This window comes from Sulfitobacter sediminilitoris, from assembly GCF_010667575.1.
In the GTDB taxonomy this organism is placed as follows: domain Bacteria; phylum Pseudomonadota; class Alphaproteobacteria; order Rhodobacterales; family Rhodobacteraceae; genus Sulfitobacter; species Sulfitobacter sediminilitoris.
The window spans coordinates 138,179-160,683 of sequence record NZ_JAABNT010000004.1; the positions used below are offsets into that span (position 1 = coordinate 138,179).

Below are 22,505 nucleotides of genomic sequence, written 5' to 3' on the forward strand. Positions count from 1 at the left end.
TCAACTCTTTCGTTGCGGCATTACGAAGTGGCCCGTGGCTTGGGCATAAGGGCGCATCCGGTTGTCCTGCCATGCCTGCACGCGCACACTTGCATAGCGGCGCCCGGCGCGGGTGATCTCTGCCCGTGCATACCCGTCGCGCGGCAGGCCAGAACGCAGGTAGTCGACGGTGAAATCAATCGTCTTGGGCAGGCGCGGCAGATGATCGCGGTCCAGATTCTCGATATCGAGTGCGCCGCTTTCCATGTCTTCCCAAAGAAAGCTCCAACTGAGGCAGATAATGGCTGTAACCTCTAGAAACGCTGCAGTTGCACCTCCGTGCAAGGCGGGCAGCATCGGGTTCCCGATCAGCTCGTCCTTGAAGGGCAGAATACCGGTCAGCTCATCTCCGCGCCGCTCGAACTCTATGCCGAGGAACTGAATATACGGGACTTTTTCGACCAGTGTGCGCAGCACTGCATCACGCCGCTGTTTGACCACCTGTACGTGCTCTGGACGTTTTTTCATGGCTCAGCTCCCCACCGTGAAGGTGCCGGTGGCCATTGCGACCGGGGTCTTGTCGTCTTCGTCGGAGGCTGTCGCGCGGACGAAAGCGACAGACCGGGTCACGTGGTAACACGTTGCCGTTGTCGTGATGCGTTGGCCGGGAGTTGCCGGACGCAGATACTCGATGCGCAGGTCAATTGTCGCAGTATGCGCAAGGTTATTGGGATGGCTCATTACCGCCGCGCCGCAACAGGTATCCATCAGAGCCGAGACAGCACCACCGTGCACCACACCCGTGGCCGGATCACCTATCAGCTTTTCGGAATAGGGCATCGAGATGGTCGCCACCCCACCTTCGAGCTTTTCCAGCTCCATGCCAAGGGCGCGGGCGTGTGGCAGAGCCTGAATGAACTGGCTGGCTATCTTGATCTTGTCAGCCATGTTGCATTGGGTCCTTTGGGCGATTTTTTTCCTTTATCTGCATAAGCCTTGCAAAGGGCAAGGCCACCTGTTGCGCTTGGCTCGGCATCGTCTTAGCTTGCGGGTAAGGGAGTGAATGACCATGGCTGACGACCGCCTCACATTCAAAGAGATGTGTGCCGAATTCGATGTCACACCGCGCACGCTGCGGTACTATGAGTACATCGAACTGCTGCAACCAGATCGCGAAGGCCGTGCACGTTATTACGGCGCGCGGGAACGGGGCCGGATGCAGCTGATCCTGCGGGGCCGAAAGTTTGGGTTTCCGTTGGAGACAATCCGCCAGTGGCTGCTGATCCGCGAAAAAGAAGGAACCGTCAGTCAGATCGAGGCGTGGATGACGCTTTCAGGTGAGCAGTTGGAAGAGCTAGCCGAACAGCGCGCACAGCTTGATGAGGCCATCGACGAGCTACAGGCGCTTCGGGCCGAGTCGGCAAAGTTCCTCGAAAGCCAGAAAAGCAAGACCTGATCCCTACTGAGCGCGGACAAAGTAACGCTCGATTTCGAGGGCCACCTCTTTGATCCCTGCCGCAATATTCACCAGCTGTCCAATCATTTCGCTGGGCAGTTTATCGGCGAGTTCATAAACCGAGACTTCAACCAACTGCTCGGCTTGTGACAAGGCCTTTACGCCCTCAAGGGACGCAGCATCGGCTGTAGGACAAATAGTGTTCGAAACGGGCATCAAGCACCTCGGGCGCATAGAAGTTGAAAAACTGGGGGTCTTTGCCTGCCTTATTGTCACGATTAAAGCGTTTTGCATGTCACGCAGTTGCGTGACGCTTCAACCCGCCTGCTGGTGTCTGTAGTGCAAAAGACCCGATCCAAGCCCCCGGACTGCCGCCGACGTGCGGTCGTGGACCTCAAGCTTTTCGAACATGCGCCGCGTCATCGTATCCACAGTATGGCGCGAGATACCCAGAATGTCGGCAATAACCGAGTTGCTCTTACCTTCCGCGATCCATCGCAAAACTTCCAGCTCTATGGGAGAAAGCTCTGCACGGTGCTGACGGTCTGCGGTGATTTCGCAATAGCGCAGATGCGCCATCTGTGCGGCACATCGCAGTTCTGATATATCCTGCGCGCTCAGCTCAGCCGTATTGGCGCCAAAGCCAAGTTCGATGTAGGCATTCCGCATATTGGGCCCATAAACCTGCATTGCCAGCCCGTCGCCTAGTTTCGCCGCCGCCAAAAGCTGCATGTAGTGTTTCTGATCTTCAGTCAGCGCGGCAAGCTCGCCAGCCTCGGACCAACGGAAAGGGCGGTTCAGCTTGGCCGCAAGTTCAGGAATGGGGTCAATACGGCTCAGATTACCATCAATGTACTTGCTGACCCAGTCGCGGGGAAAACCGTCTTCCACAATAGCCAGAGGCGCCGCGCCGGGCGCCTCTGCGTCATCGCTGTGATAGCTGACCATTGCGATGCCGCGGCTATGAAAGAAATCCAACGCTGCGCACCATAGATCCCGCAGGCGTTCGATATCTTTACAGTGTGCGATGAATTCTTGCAGCGGAATCCCCTGCATCATGCAGCCCTTAGAATTACAGTCGTTCCAACAATAGCAGAACAATTTAACCTCGTCATTTGTTGCCGAAAACACTCCTTTGACCTCATTTCTACCGCTATTTGGCCCATGTCGTCGTGACCGGCCATTTCTTGCTCATTCCATCAAAGTTCAGGAATTCCCGCCTTACCAAGGGTCTAGCTACGTAAACTTTAGAAGTGACGTTACGTATTGGTTACGTCAACCTTATGGGGTGTTGTAAGAATCTCTGAAACGTCACACATGACCGTCAATACGATGTTCCAAGTGACGAAAGTAGATGAGATGACCAGCGATATGATGACAATTCGCGAAATGTGTGACGCCTTTGATGTCACCCCACGAACGCTTCGGTTTTACGAAGCAAAAGAGCTGCTGTTTCCCAAGCGGGAGGGCCAGAAGCGCCTGTTCACCAAGCGTGATCGTGCGCGGCTCAAGCTGATCCTGCGCGGCAAGCGCTTCGGCTTTAGCCTTGAGGAAATTCGCCAGCTTCTGGACCTGTATCACATGGGTGACCAGCAGCAGACTCAGATTGCCCGCGCCTACGATATTGCGCGCGAACGTCTGGCCGATATGGAAACCCAGCGCGCAGAGCTGGATCAGGCCATCGACGACCTGAAGGAACAACTGAAATGGGGGGAAAAGATGATCGCCTCCATGAAGCAAACCCGTAGCGCGGCGGAGTAACCGCCGGCCGCTTTCCTGAAAACATGCGAACAGAACCTTAGGGAGAAACCTATGCCATCTTACACCCCTCCGACCAAAGACATGCAGTTCGTCCTTCACGACGTGCTGAAGGTGAACGAAGCCAAGATCCCCGGCTACGAAGATCTTGAGCCAGATTTCACGTCCGCCATCCTCGAAGAGGCCGGCAAGCTGACCGCCGAGGTCGTCGCGCCCCTGAACATGGTCGGCGACAAGGAAGGCTGCCGTCTCGAAAATGGCGTGGTCTACACGCCCAAAGGTTTCAAGGAAGCCTTTGACCAGGTCCGCGAAGGCGGCTGGACCGGCCTCGACATGCCAGAGCAATACGGCGGTCAGGGCATGCCCTACGTGATGGGCACCGCGGTGGGCGAGTATTTCTCCTCTGCCAATCAGGCGTTCACCATGTATCAGGGGCTTACCCACGGTGCGGCCTCTGCGATCCTCGCCCACGGCACTGACCAGCAGAAAGATACCTACCTGCCCAAGATGGTGTCCTGCGAATGGACCGGCACCATGAATCTGACAGAGCCACATTGCGGCACCGATCTGGGTCTGATGCGCACCAAGGCGGTTCCGCAGGCGGATGGTTCCTACAAGATTACAGGCCAGAAGATCTTCATCTCGTCGGGCGAGCATGACATGGCCGACAACATCATCCATCTGGTGCTGGCCAAGATCGAAGGCGGCCCGGAAGGCATCAAGGGTGTATCGCTGTTCATTGTGCCAAAGTTCGCTGTGAACGAGGATGGCTCTTTGGGCGAGCGTAATGGCGCCACCGTTGGTTCCATCGAGGAAAAGATGGGCATTCACGGCAACTCCACCTGCGTGATGAACTACGACGACGCGACCGGCTACCTTTTGGGCGAAGAGCACAAGGGCATGCGGGCGATGTTCACCATGATGAACGAAGCGCGTCTGGGCGTGGGCATGCAGGGTCTCGCGCAGGCCGAAGTCGCGTATCAGAACGCGCTGGAATATGCCAAGGACCGCCTGCAGGGTCGTGCGGTAACAGGAGCGGAAGCACCTGACAAACCTGCCGATCCGCTGATCGTACATCCCGATATCCGCCGCTCACTCATGGATCAGAAGTCCTTTGCCGAAGGCGCGCGTGCGTTCATCCTGTGGGGTGCTACTATGATCGACGCGGCCCACCGGTCCGAGGACAAGGACGCGGACGGTCTGGTCTCGCTGCTGACGCCTGTGATCAAGGGTTTCCTGACCGACGTCGGCTACGACATGACCGTGAAGGCACAGCAGGTCTACGGCGGACACGGCTACGTGGAAGAATGGGGTATGTCACAGTTCACCCGCGACGCCCGTATTGCAATGATCTACGAAGGGGCGAACGGCGTTCAGGCGCTTGACCTTGTAGGGCGCAAGCTGGCGCAGGACGGCGGCAAGCACGTGATGGCGTTCTTTGATCTGGTCAAATCCTTTATCAAGGACAACTCAGGCAAGGATGCAGAGTTCGACAAGGCATTCATGGAGCCGCTCAAAGCAGCAAGCAAGGATCTGCAGGCCGCTGGTATGTTCTTCATGCAGAACGGCATGAAGAACCCCAACCACGCGCTGGCAGGTTCAAACGACTTCATGCACATGTTCGGTCACGTCTGCCTTGGCCTGATGTGGGCTAAGATGGGCATTGCCGCCAAGGAAGCTTTGGCAAATGGTGCCAGTGACGTCGCGTTCTACGAGACAAAGCTGAACACCGGTCGCTACTACATGGCACGTCAACTGCCTGCGACGGCGCTGCACCTGACCCGTATCCAATCTGGTGCGGACACGGTGATGGCACTGGATGCCGCGAACTTCTAAAATCTGCGGTGGGGAACGTCCCCACCCAACACAAACGCCGGAGGGACAATGCCCAAACGCTTTCGACTGACCCGCCGTTTTCCTGTCGCCATGACAGAAGACGGCTACCGCGCGCTGAAGAAATTCAGCGCCGACGCAGGTCTGGACGAGGGCGAGGCATTGTCCTTTCTTTTTGAGAACTTCAATTCCGTGACCCACGAGGAGAACCTGATTGCGCGTTTGCGCCTGTTCAACTCGGAACTTGAAGACCGCAAGAAATGATCAAACGAGGGAGCACCAGATGAAAGACCTGGCACCGATCGCATCCAGCTGGATGACCGAAGAACACCAGATGATCGCGGACATGGCCGCTAATTTCATCAACACGGAATGGGCCCCCAAGTTCGAGAAGTGGCGCAAGCAGTCCGAGATGGACCGCGACACCTGGAACCAGGCTGGCGAACTGGGTCTGCTTTGCGCGTCGATCCCCGAGGAATACGGCGGCGCGGGCGGCGATTTCGGACATGAGGCCGCCATTTACATCGAAGCCGCGCGGGCCAATCTGGCAAGCTGGGGCAACGGCATCCATTCCGGCATCGTGGCGCATTATGTGCTGGCCTATGGAACGGAAGAGCAGAAAAAACGCTGGCTGCCCAAGATGGTCTCGGGCGAGATGGTCGGCGCGCTGGCCATGACCGAACCTTCCACCGGATCAGATGTGCAGAACATCAAGACCAAGGCGATCAAGGACGGAAACGCCTACCGCCTGTCTGGTCAGAAAACATTCATCACCAATGGCCAACACGCCGATCTGATCATCGTCGCGGCCAAAACAGACCCTAAGGAAGGCTCAAAAGGCGTGAGCCTTGTGGTCGTCGAGACTGAGGGCGCGGAAGGTTTCCAGCGCGGTCGAAACCTTGAGAAAATCGGCAAGCACGCCTCTGACACCTCGGAGCTTTTCTTCGACAACGTCGAAATCCCGCCAGAAAATATCCTTGGCGGTGAAGAAGGCAAAGGCTTTTACCAGATGATGCAGCAGTTGCCGCAGGAACGCCTGATCATTGCCTGCGAAGCCGTGGGCGCGATGGAAGGTGCCGTTGAGCGGACGATCAAATACTGCAAAGAGCGCGAGGCTTTTGGCGGCCCGCTCACGCAATTCCAAAACACCCGGTTCAAACTCGCCGAGTCCAAGACCAAGACGACCGTCGCGCGTGCCTTTCTAGATCAGTGCATTGCCGAGCATCTGCGCGGTGAGCTGACAGTGGACCGCGCGGCGATGGCGAAATACTGGCTGACCGATACGCAGGGCGAGGTGCTGGATGAGTGTCTGCAACTGCACGGCGGCTACGGTTTCATGCAGGAATACGCCATCGGCGAGATGTGGACCGATGCCCGTGTGCAGCGCATCTACGGCGGTACCAACGAGATCATGAAGGAACTGATTGCGCGCAACCTTTGACGGTGCGCGCGGGGAGATGTCGCAATTGAATTGTATTGGCAAGATGAAGCCGGACGGTGGAGTCCACCCCGCCACGCCGCACCAAAAAGAGGTCTGCGGCGCAGCAGGGCTTCACCTTTCACCCGGGTTATCTTTCCAGCATGCCGGGCCCTGTCAGCTTGCGCCATCAAAGTTAATGATATCTGAATCGCGCTTCATCTTTCCAATACAATTCCACGGGGGTCCGGGGGTGTGAAACCCCCGAATAGGACAGTCCAGAAAGGAACCACCCAATGACCATTAAATTGCACTGCTTCGGCGAATCCGGGCATTCATACAAGGCCGCGCTCGCGCTTGAGCTTTCCGGGCTGGATTGGGAGCCGGTCAAGATAGACTTTTTCGGCGGTCAGGGCCGAACGTCTGAATTCCGCAATGAGCTCAATGTTATGGGTGAAGCGCCGGTGATGATCGACGGTGATGTGCGGCTGACGCAGTCGGGTGTCATTCAGGACTATGTTTCGGAAAAATCCGGCAAGTTCGGCGGCAAGGATGCGGCTGAACGGCGCGAGATCCTGCGCTGGATCCTTTGGGACAATCACAAGCTTAGTTCGATGGCCGGAATGACCCGTTTCCTGATGAACTTTCTGCCAGAAGACAAACAGCCCAAGGAAGTCATCGGCTTCAATCTTGGCCGCCTCAAGGCCGCCTACGAAGTGTTGAACAGCCACCTTCAGGGCCGCGACTGGATCGTCGGCGACAGCATCACCAATGCTGACCTGACCTGCTGTGGCTATCTTTTTTATCCCGAACCCTTCGGGTTTAACCGTGCCGAATGGCACAACATCGACGCGTGGCTTTCACGCATCGCAGAACAACCGGGCTGGAAAGCCCCCTATGACCTGATGCCCGGCAGCCCCGCTGACCGCGCCTGATACACAAGAAAAATCGGAGTATCCCAATGACCGACGCCTATATCTACGACGCCCTGCGCACACCGCGCGGCAAGGGCCGCAAGGACGGTTCTTTGCACGAAGTCACTGCCCTGCGCCTGTCGGCCCAGACGCTGAACGCCGTGAAGGAACGCAACAACCTTCAAGGTCACGCCGTTGAGGATGTGATCTGGGGCAACGTCACGCAGGTGATGGAACAGGGCGGCTGTCTCGCGCGCTCCGCCGTGCTGGCTTCCGATCTGGATGAGAGCATTCCGGGCCTTGCCATCAACCGTTTCTGTGCCTCCGGTATGGAAGCTGTGAACCTTGCTGCGAACCAGGTGAAGGGCGGTGCCGGGATGGCCTATATCGCAGGGGGCGTTGAGATGATGGGCCGCGTTGCGATGGGCTCAGACGGGGCGGCCATTGCCGTGGACCCGACGCTGGCGATGGAGCAGTACTTCGTCCCGCAGGGTATCTCCGCTGACATCATCGCGACAGAGTACGGCTATTCCCGCGACGACGCGGATGCGCTGGCCGTCGAAAGCCAGAAGCGCGCCAAGGCCGCTTGGGATGATGGCCGCTTTGCGAAATCCGTCATCCAGATCAAGGACCAGAACGGTCTCACAATCCTTGATCACGACGAATACATGCGCCCGCAGACCGACATGCAATCGCTCGGCTCTCTCAACCCTGCGTTCCAGCAGATGGGCGAGGTCATGCCGGGCTTCGACAAGGTGGCGATGCTGAAGTACCCGCACCTTGAGCGGATCAACCACATCCACCACGCGGGCAATTCCAGCGGCATCGTGGACGGGGCCGCTGCCGTGCTGATCGGCAACAAGGAATTCGGGGAGAAATACGGGCTGAAGCCCCGCGCTCGGATCAAGGCCACCGCCAAGATCGGCACCGACCCTACAATCATGTTGACCGGACCTGTGCCCGTGACAGAAAAGGTGCTGGCCGAGAACGGTATGAACATTAAGGACATCGACCTGTTCGAGGTGAACGAGGCCTTTGCCTCTGTCGTGATGCGCTTCATGGATGCTTTCAACGTTGAGCATGAAAAGGTCAACGTGAACGGCGGCTCGATCGCCATGGGCCACCCGCTGGGCGCGACCGGTGCGATGATCATCGGCACGCTGCTGGACGAGTTGGAGCGTGCGGACAAGGAAGTCGGTCTCGCCACGCTTTGCATCGCCTCCGGTATGGGCGCCGCGACCGTAATCGAGCGGGTATAAGACAGTGACTTCGGACGTTTCATCAAACGCGCAGGCCAAGGATTTCTATCAGGATCTCCTTGACCGACTTTCTAGCGCTTATGAAGCGGACGATTTCGACGCATATGCGCAGATGATCCGGGTGCCACATGAGGCGTCGAGCTATGGACCGAAGGTTCAGGTCAACACCATGGGCGAACTGCGAGTGCTATTTGACAGTATTCGCTGGCATTTCGCCAAAACCGGCGTCACCGATTATGTGCGCACCTGTATTTCGGCAGAATTCCTGTCTGCGACTGAAATCGTAGGAACGCATGAGACGCGGATGCTGGCTGGCACGCAGGTTGTTGAAACACCCTATCCCGTCAAATCCTATTTGCAGCTGATCGACGGCAATTGGTGGGTCTGCAAATCCGACAACGCGGTGCAACCGGATAATGGTTTTGGCCGCGTTCTTTCACAAAACGCACGGGGGACGGACGGTAGATCCGACCCCGATCCAAATTGAAACCGGCGACAGCCGGGCAACTGAGACACAGGAGACCTCTCCAATGACCGATTTCACCATGAAGACCGACGCAGACGGCGTTGCCCTAATCACCTGGGACGTGGCCGACAAGTCAATGAACGTGATGTCCATTGACGGGCTGAGCGAGCTTGACGCCCTGATCGATGAGGCACTGGCAGACGAGGCGATCAAAGGCATCGTCATCACTTCCGGCAAGGAAGGGTCATTTGCCGGTGGCATGGACCTGAACCTGCTTGCCAAGCTCAAGGCGGACGCAGGCGACGATCCTGCCAAGGGTCTTTTCGAAGGCACGATGCGGATGCATCACTTGCTGCGCAAGATCGAGCGGGCGGGTATGGACCCCAAGACAAACAAGGGCGGCAAGCCGATTGCCGCAGCCCTGCCAGGCACCGCTGCGGGTATCGGTCTGGAACTGCCGCTGGCCACGCACCGGATCTTTTGCGCCGACAATGCCAAGGCGCGTATCGGCCTGCCTGAAATTCTTGTTGGCATTTTCCCTGGTGCCGGCGGCACCACGCGCCTGTCGTTCAAACTGGGCGCGATGGCCGCGTCGGGCTTCTTGCTGGAAGGCAAGATGGTCGCCCCGGCCGCTGCCGCCAAAGCCGGTCTCATCGACGAGGTCGTCGCAGACCCGGTCGCCGCCGCCAAGGAATGGGTGCTGAACGCCAAGGACACCGATCTGGTCAAGCCATGGGATGCCAAAGGCTACAAGATGCCCGGCGGTGCGCCGTATCATCCTGCAGGCTTCATGACTTTTGTGGGTGCCAACGCCATGGTGAACGGCAAAACCAAGGGCGCCTTTCCAGCGGCCAAGGCACTGCTGTCGGCGGTCTACGAAGGCGCGCTGGTGCCTTTCGATACCGCGCTCAAGATCGAGGCACGCTGGTTCACGTCAATCCTGATGAACCCAAGCTCTTCTGCGATGATCCGGTCCTTGTTCCTGAACAAGGAAGCACTGGAAAAGGGTGCTGTGCGTCCTGAAGGTATCCCTGATCAACGCGTCAAGAAACTGGGCGTGCTGGGTGCCGGTATGATGGGTGCGGGCATCGCACTGGTCTCTGCTCAGGCTGGCATCGAAGTGGTGCTGGTTGACCGCGATCAGGCCGCCGCTGACAAGGGCAAGGCCTATTCAGAAGCCTACATGGACAAGGGCATCGCACGTAAGAAAGCAACGCCGGAGAAGAAAGAGGCGCTGCTGAACCTGATCACCGCGACACCTGATCTGAATGCGCTGAAAGACTGTGACCTGATCATTGAGGCGGTGTTCGAGGACACAGAAGTCAAAGCTGAAATGACCAAGAAGGTTGAGGCGATCATTTCCGAAGACTGCATCTTTGCCTCAAACACATCTACCCTGCCGATCACAGATCTGGCCAAGGCGTCCTCACGTCAGGACCAATTCATCGGCATCCACTTCTTCTCACCTGTAGAACGGATGCTGCTGGTTGAGATCATCAAGGGCAAGCAAACCGGCGACCGCGCAGTGGCCAAGGCGCTCGACTATGTCCGCCAGATCCGCAAGACACCGATCGTCGTGAACGATGCGCGGTTCTTCTATGCCAACCGTTGCATCATCCCATACGGTGGCGAGGCGACGCGCATGGTGACCGAGGGTGTGGCCCCAGTGTTGATCGACAATGCGGCACAGATGCTGGGCTTCCCCGTGGGGCCAATCCAGTTGGGCGATGAGACCTCGATCGATCTGGCGACCAAGATCATGCGCGCCTCAAAGGCGGCGATGGGCAACGAATATCCTGCCTCTGAAGCTGACGATCTGATCGTCTGGATGGAAGACATCGGGCGTCTGGGCCGCAAGGCCAAGGCTGGCTACTTTGAGTATGACGAAAAGGGCAAGCGCCTGGGGTATTGGAAAGGTATTCACGACAAATATCCGCTGGCCGAAAATCAGCCCGAGCTGCAGGAAGTGCAGGACCGTCTGATGTTCGTGCAAGCGCTTGAGGCCGTACGCGCACTGGAAGAAGGCGTTCTGATGGACATCCGCGAAGGTGACGTTGGCGCGATCCTTGGCTGGGGTTTTGCACCATGGACCGGCGGGCCGCTATCATGGCTCGACATCATCGGCACACCCTACGCGGTGGAGCGCTGCGAAGAGCTGGCCGAGAAATTTGGCCCCCGCTTTGAGCCGCCCGCGCTGCTACGCGAGATGGCTGCCAAGAATCAGACGTTCTACGGGCGTTTCGGCGGCGAGGCACAGGCAGCAGCCTGATAGCAATGAGAATGCACTGATCAGGGGCGCTTCGGCGCCCCTTTTCCTTCTGATCCAGCCTTGAGCACCCTGTGCCGATTCCGCATTTCCATTGACTTGGCCTGTTTCTATTCGCCCCTTGCCCCGCCAACGACCCTGCGGTGCACCCGGTCACGGCGTTATTGGATGATTGTTACCAATTGGGAAACAATCCTACGGCATCTGAAGCGGTTAGACCGGAAACAGAAACAATAGACCATCAAGACGCTAAAACCATTGAAAGAACCGGCTACTCAAACTGATAGCCGAACCGTGCAATATCCGCTGCGCAGCACGCCGCCACGATGTCGCGCAGTTTGGGGGTGTAGTAGGACTGGTAGCTTTCAAAGCGACTGGACTGGTTTTCGTGTGGCAGGGCCAATTCAAACCCCAGATGATCGAACAAGGGCGCGGCGTCGGTCTTGAAGTGTTCAAGTCGAATATAGGCACTGCTTCGCTCCGTCCCGGTGACATCGGTCATATACCGGGCAGCGGGCCAGCTACGTTGCCCCTCTTGACTGGTCGGATCAGACAAAAACCGCTCGAACGGCAGCGACTTGGCCAGTCGCACAGCTGGATGATCGAAAGTCTGCTCTCTGAGCCAATGATAATAGCTGACCATCCGGTCCCACGGATTGCGCACCATGGTAAAGGTGAACATCCCGGCAATTTCATCCGCGCTGACCAGCCCATCAATGTCCGCGAGCGTTGAGTGTTTCCAAAGCCGCCCGGAGGAGGCTTGCACTTTGATCCGTCGCCGCCTGTTGCGTGCCTTGGGTGTATCGCCCAACATGATGTCGTCCTTCATCGCCCGCCCCTCAAGCGCCAGCGCCATCGAGGTGCCCCCGGTCTTGGGAATATGCACAAAGATATACGAACGGCCTCTGCTGATGATCACGGGTTCGGCTCCGGCACGCGCCCTGCGGGCACCGGCGTGCTGCTGCGAAAGGCGATGATGCTACCGGCCACCGCGATCAGCACCATTCCGGCAAGGCCAAGGACAGGCACTGTCTGATCCCACAGCACCCAAGCCCAGAAACTGGCAAAGACCAGAAGGGAGTATTCAAAAACCGCCACGTGGCTGGCTTCGCCGATCAGGTAGCCGCGAAAGATCAGCGCGATTCCGATAAGCGATCCCACCGCTTGCACCGCGAACCAGAACACCATTGCGACATCAAGCGGTCCCCAGTTTCGCAACACAAAGCCTGCATGTCCTTCTGGCGCGTCACCGGTCACGGTGAAGATGCCAATCAGCCCAAATACTCCCAGCATGCCAAAGAACCCGGCGGTAAGGGTCATGGTGGTTTCGCCTTCGCACCACGCGCGCGTCGCGACAGCACCGATCGCATAAAGCAGCCCAGCGCCGATAGGCAGGAATGACACCGGATCAAGAGCGGCGGGATCAGGGCGGATCACCATCAAAGCGCCAACAAAGCCAATCACGACCGCTGTCCAACGGAAGGCTCCGACAGACTTGCCCTGAAACAGGATAGAGATCAGCACGACAAACAAAGGTGCGGTAAACAGGCCTGCGACCACGACACCAATGGGCAACAGAGACAGGCAGCCAAAATAGATCAGCATCGCACCGGCCTGAAAGAAGCTGCGCCCGATCACGGCAAGGGGCCGATTGGCCCGCAGGCTGCCGTAGCCAAGTGCGATGACGATCGCGAGAATACCAAAGGCCATGATCGACCGGACGAAATGAAACTGCCAAAGGGATCCGCGCTCGGAAATGTAGGGGACAAAATTGTCGGTCAGGCCAAGCGTTGCCATACCGCCCAAGATAGAGACCGCGGCCAAGCCCGGTTTGATGCTGTCTGCGCTCACGTGTGCTCCCTTGTTTTCAAAATCACCCTTCCAAAGTCACGCCCATGCCGCAATACTCAACCGCCAGAACGACATCAATTCGGGAAGGATGCGACATGGGATGGATGCCTGACGAGACGGGGCTGGATAAATGCACCGCCAACTACGTACCACTTACACCATTATCGCATTTACGCCGGGCGCGGGACGTTTTCGCCAATCGCACGGCCGTAATCTATGGCGACCACCGCGTCACCTATGCCGAATACTATGATCGTTGCTCGCGGCTGGCCTCCGCCCTGGCCGATATGGGTGTGAAATCAGGCGATGTGGTTGCCACCTTGCTGCCCAACACCCCTGCTCAGGCCGAGGCGCACTTTGGAGTGCCAGCCTGCGGGGCGGTGCTGAACACGATTAACACGCGCCTCGACGTTGGGACCGTCACCTACATCTTTGAGCATGGCGGCGCAAAGGTGGTGCTGGTCGATACAGAATTTATGGATCTGGCCGAAGCTGCCTGTCGGGAAATGGACGGCACCGCCCCGGCGATCATTGAAGTCACCGACCCTGCGTTGCTTAAAACCGGCCGTCATCAGACCTATGATGAATTGCTGGCACGCGGCGATATCGGCTTTGACTGGCAGATGCCGCAGGACGAATGGGAGAGCCTTGCGCTTAACTATACCTCCGGCACAACCGGGCGACCCAAAGGTGTCGTCTATCACCACCGTGGTGCGTATCTGATGACAATGGGTACCGTCATCTCTTGGCGAATGGTGCTGCACCCGGTGTTTATGCAGATTGTGCCGCTGTTTCATTGCAACGGCTGGAACCATACGTGGATGATGCCTCTGATTGGCGGCACGCTTGTCTGCTGCCGCGATATCACCGCAACCAATATTTATAACGCAATTGCGGACGAAGGGGTCACTCATTTTGGCGGCGCACCTATCGTTCTCAACATGCTGGTCAATGCGCCCGATACCGAACGCCGTCCTTTCGATCACACGGTCGAAGTGTTCACGGCGGGGGCACCGCCTGCCCCGGCCACGCTGTCAAAGATTGAAAAGCTGGGTTTCAACGTCACGCAGGTTTATGGGCTGACAGAAACCTACGGCCATGTGACCGAATGCATCTGGCGGGCGGAGGACTGGGACGGGCTTGATCAAGCCGACCGCGCGGCCGTCAAGGCGCGCCAGGGCGTCGCCATGCCAATGATGGAACACATCACTGTGACGGATGCCGACATGCAAGAGACACCGAATGACGGCACGACCCAAGGGGAGATCATGATCCGGGGCAATTCGGTTATGAAAGGCTACCTGAAGAATCCTCAGGCCACACAGGAGGCATTTGCGGGCGGCTACTTTCACTCCGGCGACATCGCCGTGCAGCATCCGGATGGCTACATCCAGATTGCAGATCGTGCCAAAGACATCATCATTTCCGGCGGAGAGAACATCTCATCCGTGGAAGTCGAGGGCGTGTTGATGGGCCATCCGGACGTCAACCTTGCTGCCGTCGTGGCCAAGCCGGATGAAAAGTGGGGCGAAGTGCCTTGCGCGTTTGTGGAGCTGAAGCCCGGATCGCAAACAGAAGAAGCGGACCTTATCGCCTTTGCCCGCGAAACGCTCGCCGGTTTCAAGGCCCCCAAAAAGGTTTTCTTCCAAGAGCTTCCCAAAACCTCAACCGGCAAGATACAGAAGTTCGAGTTGCGCAAATTCGCGGTCGATCTTTGATCAGCGCAGATCTTTCTCAAACCGCCAAATGGTGACGCTTTGCGCACCTTTGGCGGTTTCGACCTGATAGACTTCTTCACCCCGCCGCACCCATCCGGCTTTCTCATAAAATCGGGCCGCCCGATCGTTGCCAACGCTGCACGCCAGCCACGCTGCACGGCCTGCAAGCGTGTTCTCAACCGATGCCATCATCGCAGCTGCAATGCCCTGCCCCTGAAACCCTGCGGCCACATAAAACTGATAGAGCTCATCGCCCTCCAGCACATAGAATCCGGCCACCTGTCCGTCGTTTCGCGCCAGAAACGTGTGATCCAGATGGGCCGCCGTCCGTTCAGTGAATTCCGCCATCACACGGGAAGCAACCAATGTGGGCGATACAATCGCCGCATGCGCCTGATGCCAGCCATCATGCCAAAGCTTCGCAATAGCAGGAACATCAGTGGTGCGGGCCTGAACTATCTCCAACTCACTCATACCGTCCACTTTCGATTGCCCCGACGTCGCTGAATGCTAAACTACGCACAAAACGAGAGGCAGGCCAGCAACCCCAATGACGGCGCTCAAGAAATATGCCCGGCTTGAGGCAACAGGCCTGTGGCGTGCCAGCCCGGATGACCAACGCCGCGAGGTGATTGTGTCGATTGGCGACGCAACGCTGGTGATTAGCGATCTCAAGGATCAGGCGCTTGCCCATTGGTCGCTGGCCGCCGTTGAACGTGCAAACCCGAACGAAACACCAGCGATCTTTCATCCCGATGGTGACCCCTCCGAGACTGTTGAACTGCCTGAGAACGAGACAGAGATGGTCGAGGCCATCGAAACTCTGCGTCGTGTTATCGAAAAGTCGCGACCCAAGCCCGGGCGTCTGCGTTGGCTGGGCGTTGTGACGTCCATTCTTTTGGTCGCATGGCTGGCATTCTTCTGGCTGCCCGGTGCGCTTCAGGATCATACGTTGACCGTGGTACCCAAAGTGAAGCGGGACGCCATTGGCGCAGCCCTACTGAAACGCATAGAACGGGTGTCTGGCCCGGTCTGCGCCGATCCCGGTGGTCTGGCTGCCCTTGCTTTGCTTTCGTCCCGGCTTCAGGCGGGGGCATTGGCCGTCTTGCCCGAAATGACGCAGGAAAGCCTGCATTTGCCGGGCAACCTGATTGTCCTGGATCGAAGTGTTATTGAAGACTTCGAAGAGCCCGACGTCGTGGCGGGGTATGTTCTGACGGAATTGACGCGTCGCGATGCTTCTGACCCGTTGCGCGATCTTTTGCAGGTTGCAGGCCTGCGTGAGAATTTCAGGTTGTTGACCACTGGCGAGATTTCACCCCGGGCCCTTGATGCCTATGCCGAACACTTGATGACCACGCCCGCGACCGCGCCAGACCTTGCCTCCCAGCTTGCACGGTTTGAAAATGCCGCGTTGCGCAGCACACCCTATGCCTATGCCCGCGATATCACAGGCGAGACAACGCTGGCCCTGATCGAAGGTGACCCGATGAACGGCAAGCTAACGGAACCGCTGATCTCGGATGCGAACTGGCTCCGAATGCAAGCGATCTGTGGCGGCTGAGCAATGCTCGACACCGCTGCACGGCTTGCCCTGTCTCCTTTGCTGATTGCCCAAGCATTGCAGATCCGGCGCATCGCTCAACGCCTGCCCGAAGCCGCAGGTCCGCGTGAAGGTGTCATTGGCAGTGGCCCGCCTCTGCGCCTTGGCATTGTCGGGGACAGTTCTGCTGCAGGCGTTGGCGTGTCTCACCAGTCGCAGGCGCTTGCAGGACAGCTGACGGATGCCTTGTCGCGACATTTTGAGGTAAGCTGGTATCTCGACGCTCTCACCGGGGCTACGACAAGCAGCACGCTGGCGCGGCTTGAGAGCGCCAAGCCAAAGCCTTTGGATGTTGTGGTTATCGCGCTGGGTGTAAACGATGTGACCCGATTGGTTCCTGCCCCTGTCTGGCTGCGCCAACAGCAACGCCTGCTGGCCCGGCTGCGTGTTATGTACAGCCCAAAGCAGTTCTATATCTCAGGAATGCCTCCGTTGCAGCATTTTCCCCTGCTCCCCCACCCCCTGCGCTGGACGCTTGGCCGCCACGCAACCAAGCTTGAGACACACCGCATCGCCTATCTGGATACACGCGCCGATTGCACTCATGCCCAGTTTGATCTGGAACTTGACCCAGACCTGATGGCGAGTGACGGTTTTCACCCGTCAGCGAAACTCTATGCGGTCTGAGGAAAAGAAATGGCCAGCCGGATGATCTCCGACTGGCCCAAATTCAAAGATTGAGAATACATTACCGGGCAAAAGCATCCCGGTAGCCCGCACCGCGCAGACGGTTCAGGGCTGATTGCATGGCACCGGACCCATTGAATGGACCGGCCTGCACCGTCATGTAGCTCTGGCCGCCCTTCCGGTGCTTTCCGATCCGGGCGGGCATACCCATCAGGGCGATTGATTGCGCCGCACGCCGCGCATTGGCTTCGTCACGGAAGGTCCCAATCTGAACATACCGCTTGCCAGCATCGGCTTTGCTCGATGCTGCAGCCTTCGAAGCCAGAGGCTTTTCAGGTGTGGAGCGGCTGGAGTAGAACGGCTTGCGCACCACAGGCTTTGCTCCGGCGTGACGCACGATCCGCTTCATCGTCTGTCCATCGCGCTGGACGATCGTCACCTCGCCGAACTCACGACGTTGTTGTTCGATGCTGGTGTAGGGGTAGATCAGGGGGACTGACGCAGTCATGTCACGACCGTTCGTCTGGTTGACCAGACGGCGCGGCACTGTCTGTGTCCAGACCAGCAACATTTGCTCACGACCAGCCAGATTTTGTTCCGCGCGATAGGGGTTCAGACGGTCATCGTCCCATGCCAATCTGTAGCCCTTGGGAGCGGCACCATTACGTGTGTTCAACCGGTTCTGCGCCACGTGCTTGGGCACGATCCGGGTCGTTGATGTCACCTCAGCGGCATAGCCGGTGCCGGAGTGTGGTTGGATCGTCGCCGCGCCACTTGGCACCTGAGCATGGGCTTGTGGCACCACAACACGCGGTGCCGTCGCCATGCGCGGCGCGACAATTGGTTCAGCTTGTGGACCGCAGCGAACGCCTGATCCCCGCAGATACTGTTGGGAAAGTGGTGAAGCACCGGGACAAGCGGTTGCGCCTTCGGACGCGCTGCGCGCCTGAACCACAGGTGCGGCCATCGTTGGCTTTACGATGACCCGTTGTGCCGATGCGCGTTTTGGTGCGGTCTGACGCACCACGGCAGGGGTCGCGCGGCGCGGCTTGGCCGCAACGCGGCGCGGCGCTGGTTTGGCACTTGTGGTCGGCGCAGGAGAAGCCGTGCCGTCAAGCGTGATCTGCACCGGCGCTGGGGCAGGTGCCTCTGCCACCTGTCCTGCCAGTGACGGCCTGAAACCGCAGACGGTCTTGCGGTCACGCGTCACACGCGGCACCCAAGTAACATTCCCATCAATGCCGGCACGTATGAACACGCAGCCATTGCTGTCCACGTATTGCTTGCCTTTGTAGGAGGTGGGCGGAAACTCTGCCGGTTGTTGCTCGCGGATCTGCGCTTGACCCGTGCCGACGTTGAGCGCGACCCCGAGACTGCCTGCGACGGCCACAACGGCTAGTATTCTCGATAGCTTCATTTCATGCCCCCACACAATATGTAGTCAAGATGCCTCAGCCCGCTGAGCAAGTCTAGCACCCGCGTGATGTCCAACCCGAATTTGGGGCGATTATTTGGTCCCGTACATCCGGTCTCCGGCATCACCCAATCCAGGGACGATATAACCAACGTCGTTTAACGCGTGGTCAACGGCCGCCGTGACAATCGGGACATCGGGATGCGCCTCTTTCATCCGAGCGACGCCCTCTGGTGCGGCCAGCAGGCACAGAAACCGAATGTGGTTGGCCCCTGCTTTTTTCAACAGGTCAATCGCCGCTACAGATGAATTGCCCGTCGCCAGCATAGGATCGACGCAGATCACCAGCCGGTCATCCAGCCCTTCGGGCACCTTGAAGTAATACTGGACCGGCTGAAGCGTCTTTTCATCCCGGTAAAGACCGACAAACCCCACCCGTGCCGAAGGGATCAGTTCCAGCACACCATCCAGCAATCCATTGCCTGCGCGCAGGATCGAAATCAGCGCAAGCTTCTTGCCTGCCAGCGTGGGCGCTTCCATTTCTTGCATGGGTGTTTCGATGCCCTTGGTCGTCATTGGCAAGCCGCGGGTCACTTCATACGCTAAAAGCTGTGAAATCTCACGCAGGACCTGTCGGAATACGGCGGTGGGCGTGTTCTTGTCACGCATGATGGTCAGCTTGTGCTGTACCAAGGGGTGGTCCACGACTGTCAGGTGATCATCAGGGTAGGACATGGTGGCGGCTCCTTAATTTCAGCGATGTTGTCGCCCGAAAACGCCCACCTTGCAAGCACCACTGCCTTGCCTTCCTGCCCCTTGCGCCGCTTTAGGGCTACAGCCGTCCGGGCACGTCTGCTTAGGAAGTTAACTTGGACCCACACCCAGATGGCGCGCAACAAGCGTTGCCACATCAATGAACCCGATTTGTCCCAAAGCTCCGGTTTCCGTGCCCGCGACCAAAACGGGCACCCTTTCGCGGGTGTGATCCGTGCCGACCCAAGTGGGGTCATTTCCATGGTCCGCCGTCAATATCATCATGTCACCGGGTCTCAGGTGCCGCAGCACCTTGCCAATCTCAGCATCGAACCATTCCAACGCTCGGGCATAACCCGAGACGTCGCGCCGATGACCGTAGAGGCTGTCAAATTCTACGAAATTGGCAAAGGTCAAAGACCCCTCTGCCGCCTCTTCTACCAGCGTGCCCAAATGCCCCATCAGGGTGGCGTCACCCCCTTTGCGGACCTCATCAATGCCTTGCATCGAAAAGATATCGCCAATTTTCCCAACGGCATAGACGGGGCGGCCTGCATTCTGAACCCAGTTGGTAAGGACCGGCGCAGGCGGGGTAATTGCGTAGTCGCGGCGATTGGAGGTGCGGGTAAACCCCTGCGCGGCATCGCCGACGAAGGGGCGCGCAATGACACGACCAACCTTCATGTCGTGAAGGCGCGGGGCAATGGCCTCACACAGGGCAAGCAATCGTTCGAGCCCAAATTGTTCCTCATGGGCGGCAATCTGGAAAACACTGTCGGCAGAGGTATAGCAGATCGGCCAGCCGCTTTGCATGTGTTGCTGCCCCAATTCCGCGATGATCGCAGTACCGGATGCGTGGCAATCACCAAGGATACCATCAGTGCCAGCAGCCTGTGCAACATAACGGCTTAATTCGGTCGGAAAGGCAGGCTTGGTATCTGGAAAATAATGCCAATCCCATGGCACTGGCAGGCCCGCCAGTTCCCAATGCCCTGACGGCGTGTCCTTGCCTTTTGATACCTCTGTCGCAGCCCCGAAACAGGCACCTGGATCGGCGTGCAGCCCCGGCACGTCCATCCCGCTAGCCAGCTCTAGCGCCGCACCAAGTCCAAGCTTTGCCAAATGAGGCACTTTCAATGGGCCAGTTCGTCCCTCTTCGGCCTGACCAGCCGCACAGGCTTGCGCGATGTGGCCAAAGGTATTCGCGCCTGTATCGGGGGTGTCGCCGTTAAAAAACTGATCCGCATCCGGTGCGCCACCAATGCCAACCGAATCCATCACCACCAGAAAGGCCCTTGGCATCAGCCGACCCTTTCGATGATCAGGTCGGGCACCTTGGGGCGCGACCCGCTCAGCTTGATGGCCTGTAAAACCGCTTGCGCGGCGGCATCGCCCTGATCGGAACGCACAGCATGTACAACAGCAAGCGTTTGGCCGCGTGTGACCTTTGTCCCCAATCGCACAACATCAGACAGGCCGACGGCCGGATTGATACGATCGTTTTCCACAACTCTGCCACCACCCAAGCCAACGACAGCCAGGCCCAACGCCTCTCCGTCGATTTTGGCGACATAGCCGTCATGGGGGGCGGAGACCTGTCTGATTACCGTCGCCTCTGGCAAGAAACGCCGCCAATTCTCATTAAAGTTCACGGGGCCGCCAAGCGCCGACAACATCCGCGCAAAACGTTCTGCCGCAAAACCCTTGCGGATCGCATGGGCAATCGCATCAGCGCCTTCCTGTACATCCTGCGCCAGACCTGCGTTGGCCAGCAGCACCCCGCCAAGTGCGGCCGCAACATCCACGATCGGCCCCCTGCCCGACCCGGTCAAAACCTGCATGACTTCGGCGACTTCCAGCGTGTTACCAAGGCTGGGAACCAAGGGCTGGCTCATGTCACTGATCACTGCTGTTGTCCGGCACTTGGCGGCATTTGCTGTCTTGGTAAGCGCCTCCGCCAGCGCCTGTGCTTCGGGCAGGGATTTCATGAAAGCACCGCTGCCGACCTTCACGTCAAGCACCAGACCATCAAGCCCGGCTGCCAGTTTCTTGGACAGGATAGACGCCGTGATCAGATCCAGCGAGTCCACGGTCGAGGACACATCGCGTATCGCGTAGAGCCGCCGGTCAGCCGGGGCGATGTCGGCAGTGGCGCCAACAATGGCACAGCCGACCTGCCCGACGATTTGTTTGAAATGGCCTTCAGACAGCTGCGTTGTAACGCCGGGAATGGCCTCAAGCTTGTCCAGTGTCCCGCCCGTATGGCCCAGACCGCGGCCAGATATCATCGGCACGAAAGCTCCGCAGGCAGCCAGCGCCGGGGCCAGAACAAGACTTACGCAGTCACCAACCCCACCCGTTGAATGTTTATCAAGCACGGGTCCATCAAGGTTCCATGACAGCACACGCCCTGAATCGCGCATCGCAAGGGTCAGGGCCACGCGACCGACGTCCGACAATCCATTCAGGCAAACCCCCATGGCAAAGGCCCCGGCCTGCGCATCGCTCACTTCGCCATCGGCCAACGCATGCGCCATCCAAGCCAGTTCTTCGCGGGTCGGCGTTTGACGGTGGCGCAGCTTTGCAAGGATCGACCGTGCGTTCATCTGGTGCTGTTCTTCATTGCATGGCTGGCAAACGCACCGGGTAGCAACTCAGCCAGCGTGGCGCGCTGTTCCGCCCCTTGGACCGTTGCCATGGTCACCAGGATATCGCCAGCACCGAATTCTGCCAATTTCTGGCGGCATCCACCGCAAGGTGTCACTGGCTCGGAACTTTCGGCGACGACATAGACTTCGCTCAGCGTTGTCTCACCCGCTGCGACCATGGCCGCGATGGCGCCTGCTTCGGCACAAGTACCTTCGGGATATGCTGCATTTTCGACGTTACACCCAACATAGACCGCGCCGGATGCCCCCCGTACGGCGGCCCCTACCTTGAAATTGGAATAGGGAGCGTAGGCGCGCGCGCGCACATCTATTGCCTTGTCTCTCAACTCTTTGCCCATAAGCCCCCCTTAGACAATCAACTATAGAAAGTGGAATCGGAAGTTTCGAGTGGCAAAAGACACGGCTTCTTCCCCTTCAATCGTTTTCCCAATACCCTGCCCTGACAACAAAACGCCATTGCGACCGCTGGACATCAGCGCGGCAAAGACCTTGGCGACAAATAAAAAGTAGTTTAACGCTAAA

The 22,505-nt window shown here is 58.3% G+C and carries 24 protein-coding genes; 12 read left to right on the forward strand and 12 right to left on the reverse strand.

All coding sequences use genetic code 11. The features are described from left to right. Together GV827_RS08415 and GV827_RS08420 are read right to left on the reverse strand one after the other, a co-directional pair. A complete protein-coding gene (locus GV827_RS08415) occupies positions 1-507 on the reverse strand; it encodes a PaaI family thioesterase (protein WP_164353348.1) in 507 nt (168 codons plus the stop codon). A gap of 3 nt (positions 508-510) precedes the next feature. Next, entirely contained in the window at positions 511-927 is a 417-nt protein-coding gene (locus tag GV827_RS08420) for a PaaI family thioesterase (RefSeq protein ID WP_164353349.1), read from the reverse strand. A 121-nt stretch (positions 928-1,048) separates the two neighbouring features. Here GV827_RS08420 and GV827_RS08425 point away from each other — a divergent pair, with 121 nt between their 5' ends. Beyond that, the gene (locus tag GV827_RS08425) at positions 1,049-1,435 is read left to right on the forward strand and encodes a MerR family transcriptional regulator (protein WP_164353350.1); all 387 of its coding nucleotides are present in this window, start codon (positions 1,049-1,051) and stop codon (positions 1,433-1,435) included. 3 nt (positions 1,436-1,438) lie between these two features. Here GV827_RS08425 and GV827_RS08430 read toward each other — a convergent pair whose 3' ends face one another. Together GV827_RS08430 and GV827_RS08435 are read right to left on the reverse strand one after the other, a co-directional pair. After that, positions 1,439-1,588, reverse strand: a complete 150-nt coding sequence (locus GV827_RS08430) for a hypothetical protein (protein ID WP_164353351.1) — start codon at positions 1,586-1,588, stop codon at positions 1,439-1,441. Between the two features lie 162 nt (positions 1,589-1,750). Beyond that, positions 1,751-2,491 (reverse strand): helix-turn-helix transcriptional regulator, encoded by a 741-nt coding sequence (locus GV827_RS08435; protein WP_235930290.1) that lies wholly within the window; start codon positions 2,489-2,491, stop codon positions 1,751-1,753. A 303-nt stretch (positions 2,492-2,794) separates the two neighbouring features. Here GV827_RS08435 and GV827_RS08440 point away from each other — a divergent pair, with 303 nt between their 5' ends. The 8 genes from GV827_RS08440 (at position 2,795) to GV827_RS08475 (ending at position 11,351) form a co-directional block, all read left to right on the forward strand. Beyond that, positions 2,795-3,196: a MerR family transcriptional regulator gene (locus GV827_RS08440; protein WP_164353542.1), complete on the forward strand. Its 402-nt coding sequence runs from the start codon at positions 2,795-2,797 to the stop codon at positions 3,194-3,196. A gap of 51 nt (positions 3,197-3,247) precedes the next feature. Next, positions 3,248-5,029, forward strand: a complete 1,782-nt coding sequence (locus tag GV827_RS08445) for an acyl-CoA dehydrogenase C-terminal domain-containing protein (RefSeq protein ID WP_164353353.1) — start codon at positions 3,248-3,250, stop codon at positions 5,027-5,029. A gap of 48 nt (positions 5,030-5,077) precedes the next feature. Beyond that, the gene (locus tag GV827_RS08450) at positions 5,078-5,290 is read left to right on the forward strand and encodes a hypothetical protein (RefSeq protein ID WP_164353354.1); all 213 of its coding nucleotides are present in this window, start codon (positions 5,078-5,080) and stop codon (positions 5,288-5,290) included. Positions 5,291-5,309: 19 nt separating this feature from the next. Further along, a complete protein-coding gene (locus tag GV827_RS08455; RefSeq protein ID WP_164353355.1) occupies positions 5,310-6,467 on the forward strand; it encodes an acyl-CoA dehydrogenase family protein in 1,158 nt (385 codons plus the stop codon). Positions 6,468-6,739: 272 nt separating this feature from the next. Beyond that, entirely contained in the window at positions 6,740-7,378 is a 639-nt protein-coding gene (locus GV827_RS08460) for a glutathione S-transferase family protein (RefSeq protein WP_164353356.1), read from the forward strand. A gap of 26 nt (positions 7,379-7,404) precedes the next feature. Beyond that, positions 7,405-8,616, forward strand: a complete 1,212-nt coding sequence (locus GV827_RS08465) for an acetyl-CoA C-acetyltransferase (RefSeq protein WP_164353357.1) — start codon at positions 7,405-7,407, stop codon at positions 8,614-8,616. 4 nt (positions 8,617-8,620) lie between these two features. Next, positions 8,621-9,103 (forward strand): hypothetical protein, encoded by a 483-nt coding sequence (locus tag GV827_RS08470; protein ID WP_164353358.1) that lies wholly within the window; start codon positions 8,621-8,623, stop codon positions 9,101-9,103. A 43-nt stretch (positions 9,104-9,146) separates the two neighbouring features. Continuing rightward, complete coding sequence (locus tag GV827_RS08475) at positions 9,147-11,351, forward strand: 3-hydroxyacyl-CoA dehydrogenase NAD-binding domain-containing protein (protein ID WP_164353359.1); 2,205 nt, start codon at positions 9,147-9,149, stop codon at positions 11,349-11,351. A gap of 268 nt (positions 11,352-11,619) precedes the next feature. Here GV827_RS08475 and GV827_RS08480 read toward each other — a convergent pair whose 3' ends face one another. After that, a complete protein-coding gene (locus tag GV827_RS08480) occupies positions 11,620-12,267 on the reverse strand; it encodes a sulfotransferase family 2 domain-containing protein (RefSeq protein ID WP_164353360.1) in 648 nt (215 codons plus the stop codon). After that, entirely contained in the window at positions 12,264-13,199 is a 936-nt protein-coding gene (locus tag GV827_RS08485; RefSeq protein WP_328823129.1) for a DMT family transporter, read from the reverse strand. The genes GV827_RS08480 and GV827_RS08485 overlap by 4 nt, the downstream gene beginning before the upstream one ends. Before the next feature lie 95 nt (positions 13,200-13,294). On the opposite strand from GV827_RS08485, the gene GV827_RS08490 reads away from it, so the two are divergent. After that, positions 13,295-14,917 (forward strand): AMP-binding protein, encoded by a 1,623-nt coding sequence (locus GV827_RS08490; protein WP_164353361.1) that lies wholly within the window; start codon positions 13,295-13,297, stop codon positions 14,915-14,917. Here the strand turns inward: GV827_RS08490 and GV827_RS08495 are convergent, their stop codons facing one another. Next, positions 14,918-15,391, reverse strand: coding sequence for a GNAT family N-acetyltransferase (locus GV827_RS08495; RefSeq protein ID WP_164353362.1), 474 nt, complete (start codon positions 15,389-15,391; stop codon positions 14,918-14,920). Between the two features lie 76 nt (positions 15,392-15,467). Here GV827_RS08495 and GV827_RS08500 point away from each other — a divergent pair, with 76 nt between their 5' ends. Further along, positions 15,468-16,481 carry a hypothetical protein gene (locus tag GV827_RS08500; RefSeq protein ID WP_164353363.1) on the forward strand — a complete coding sequence of 338 codons (1,014 nt, stop codon included), beginning with the start codon at positions 15,468-15,470 and terminating at the stop codon, positions 16,479-16,481. Positions 16,482-16,484: 3 nt separating this feature from the next. Continuing rightward, complete coding sequence (locus GV827_RS08505) at positions 16,485-17,147, forward strand: SGNH/GDSL hydrolase family protein (protein WP_164353364.1); 663 nt, start codon at positions 16,485-16,487, stop codon at positions 17,145-17,147. 61 nt (positions 17,148-17,208) lie between these two features. Here GV827_RS08505 and GV827_RS08510 read toward each other — a convergent pair whose 3' ends face one another. The 5 genes from GV827_RS08510 to GV827_RS08530 all read right to left on the reverse strand — a co-directional run bounded on the left by GV827_RS08510 (position 17,209) and on the right by GV827_RS08530 (position 22,321). Then, positions 17,209-18,564, reverse strand: coding sequence for an SPOR domain-containing protein (locus tag GV827_RS08510; protein WP_164353365.1), 1,356 nt, complete (start codon positions 18,562-18,564; stop codon positions 17,209-17,211). A gap of 90 nt (positions 18,565-18,654) precedes the next feature. Then, positions 18,655-19,296: a uracil phosphoribosyltransferase gene (gene upp, locus GV827_RS08515; RefSeq protein WP_164353366.1), complete on the reverse strand. Its 642-nt coding sequence runs from the start codon at positions 19,294-19,296 to the stop codon at positions 18,655-18,657. Positions 19,297-19,425: 129 nt separating this feature from the next. Continuing rightward, positions 19,426-20,616, reverse strand: a complete 1,191-nt coding sequence (locus GV827_RS08520; RefSeq protein ID WP_164353367.1) for a phosphopentomutase — start codon at positions 20,614-20,616, stop codon at positions 19,426-19,428. After that, complete coding sequence (locus tag GV827_RS08525; RefSeq protein ID WP_164353368.1) at positions 20,616-21,920, reverse strand: thymidine phosphorylase; 1,305 nt, start codon at positions 21,918-21,920, stop codon at positions 20,616-20,618. Before GV827_RS08525 ends, GV827_RS08520 begins: the two co-directional genes overlap by 1 nt. Further along, positions 21,917-22,321 carry a cytidine deaminase gene (locus tag GV827_RS08530; RefSeq protein ID WP_164353369.1) on the reverse strand — a complete coding sequence of 135 codons (405 nt, stop codon included), beginning with the start codon at positions 22,319-22,321 and terminating at the stop codon, positions 21,917-21,919. The genes GV827_RS08525 and GV827_RS08530 overlap by 4 nt, the downstream gene beginning before the upstream one ends. Between the last annotated feature and the right edge of the window lie 184 nt (positions 22,322-22,505).

Excerpts from the sequence above, each read along its gene's own strand:
- GV827_RS08415 (WP_164353348.1), bottom strand. The coding sequence starts at position 507 with ATGAAAAAACGTCCAGAGCACGTACAGGTGGTCAAACAGCGGCGTGAT.
- GV827_RS08420 (WP_164353349.1), bottom strand. The coding sequence starts at position 927 with ATGGCTGACAAGATCAAGATAGCCAGCCAGTTCATTCAGGCTCTGCCA.
- GV827_RS08425 (WP_164353350.1), top strand. The coding sequence starts at position 1,049 with ATGGCTGACGACCGCCTCACATTCAAAGAGATGTGTGCCGAATTCGAT.
- GV827_RS08435 (WP_235930290.1), bottom strand. The coding sequence starts at position 2,491 with ATGCAGGGGATTCCGCTGCAAGAATTCATCGCACACTGTAAAGATATC.
- GV827_RS08440 (WP_164353542.1), top strand. The coding sequence starts at position 2,795 with ATGACCAGCGATATGATGACAATTCGCGAAATGTGTGACGCCTTTGAT.
- GV827_RS08445 (WP_164353353.1), top strand. The coding sequence starts at position 3,248 with ATGCCATCTTACACCCCTCCGACCAAAGACATGCAGTTCGTCCTTCAC.
- GV827_RS08450 (WP_164353354.1), top strand. The coding sequence starts at position 5,078 with ATGCCCAAACGCTTTCGACTGACCCGCCGTTTTCCTGTCGCCATGACA.
- GV827_RS08455 (WP_164353355.1), top strand. The coding sequence starts at position 5,310 with ATGAAAGACCTGGCACCGATCGCATCCAGCTGGATGACCGAAGAACAC.
- GV827_RS08460 (WP_164353356.1), top strand. The coding sequence starts at position 6,740 with ATGACCATTAAATTGCACTGCTTCGGCGAATCCGGGCATTCATACAAG.
- GV827_RS08465 (WP_164353357.1), top strand. The coding sequence starts at position 7,405 with ATGACCGACGCCTATATCTACGACGCCCTGCGCACACCGCGCGGCAAG.
- GV827_RS08475 (WP_164353359.1), top strand. The coding sequence starts at position 9,147 with ATGACCGATTTCACCATGAAGACCGACGCAGACGGCGTTGCCCTAATC.
- GV827_RS08490 (WP_164353361.1), top strand. The coding sequence starts at position 13,295 with ATGGGATGGATGCCTGACGAGACGGGGCTGGATAAATGCACCGCCAAC.
- GV827_RS08495 (WP_164353362.1), bottom strand. The coding sequence starts at position 15,391 with ATGAGTGAGTTGGAGATAGTTCAGGCCCGCACCACTGATGTTCCTGCT.
- GV827_RS08500 (WP_164353363.1), top strand. The coding sequence starts at position 15,468 with ATGACGGCGCTCAAGAAATATGCCCGGCTTGAGGCAACAGGCCTGTGG.
- GV827_RS08505 (WP_164353364.1), top strand. The coding sequence starts at position 16,485 with ATGCTCGACACCGCTGCACGGCTTGCCCTGTCTCCTTTGCTGATTGCC.
- GV827_RS08510 (WP_164353365.1), bottom strand. The coding sequence starts at position 18,564 with ATGAAGCTATCGAGAATACTAGCCGTTGTGGCCGTCGCAGGCAGTCTC.
- upp (WP_164353366.1), bottom strand. The coding sequence starts at position 19,296 with ATGTCCTACCCTGATGATCACCTGACAGTCGTGGACCACCCCTTGGTA.
- GV827_RS08520 (WP_164353367.1), bottom strand. The coding sequence starts at position 20,616 with ATGCCAAGGGCCTTTCTGGTGGTGATGGATTCGGTTGGCATTGGTGGC.
- GV827_RS08525 (WP_164353368.1), bottom strand. The coding sequence starts at position 21,920 with ATGAACGCACGGTCGATCCTTGCAAAGCTGCGCCACCGTCAAACGCCG.
- GV827_RS08530 (WP_164353369.1), bottom strand. The coding sequence starts at position 22,321 with ATGGGCAAAGAGTTGAGAGACAAGGCAATAGATGTGCGCGCGCGCGCC.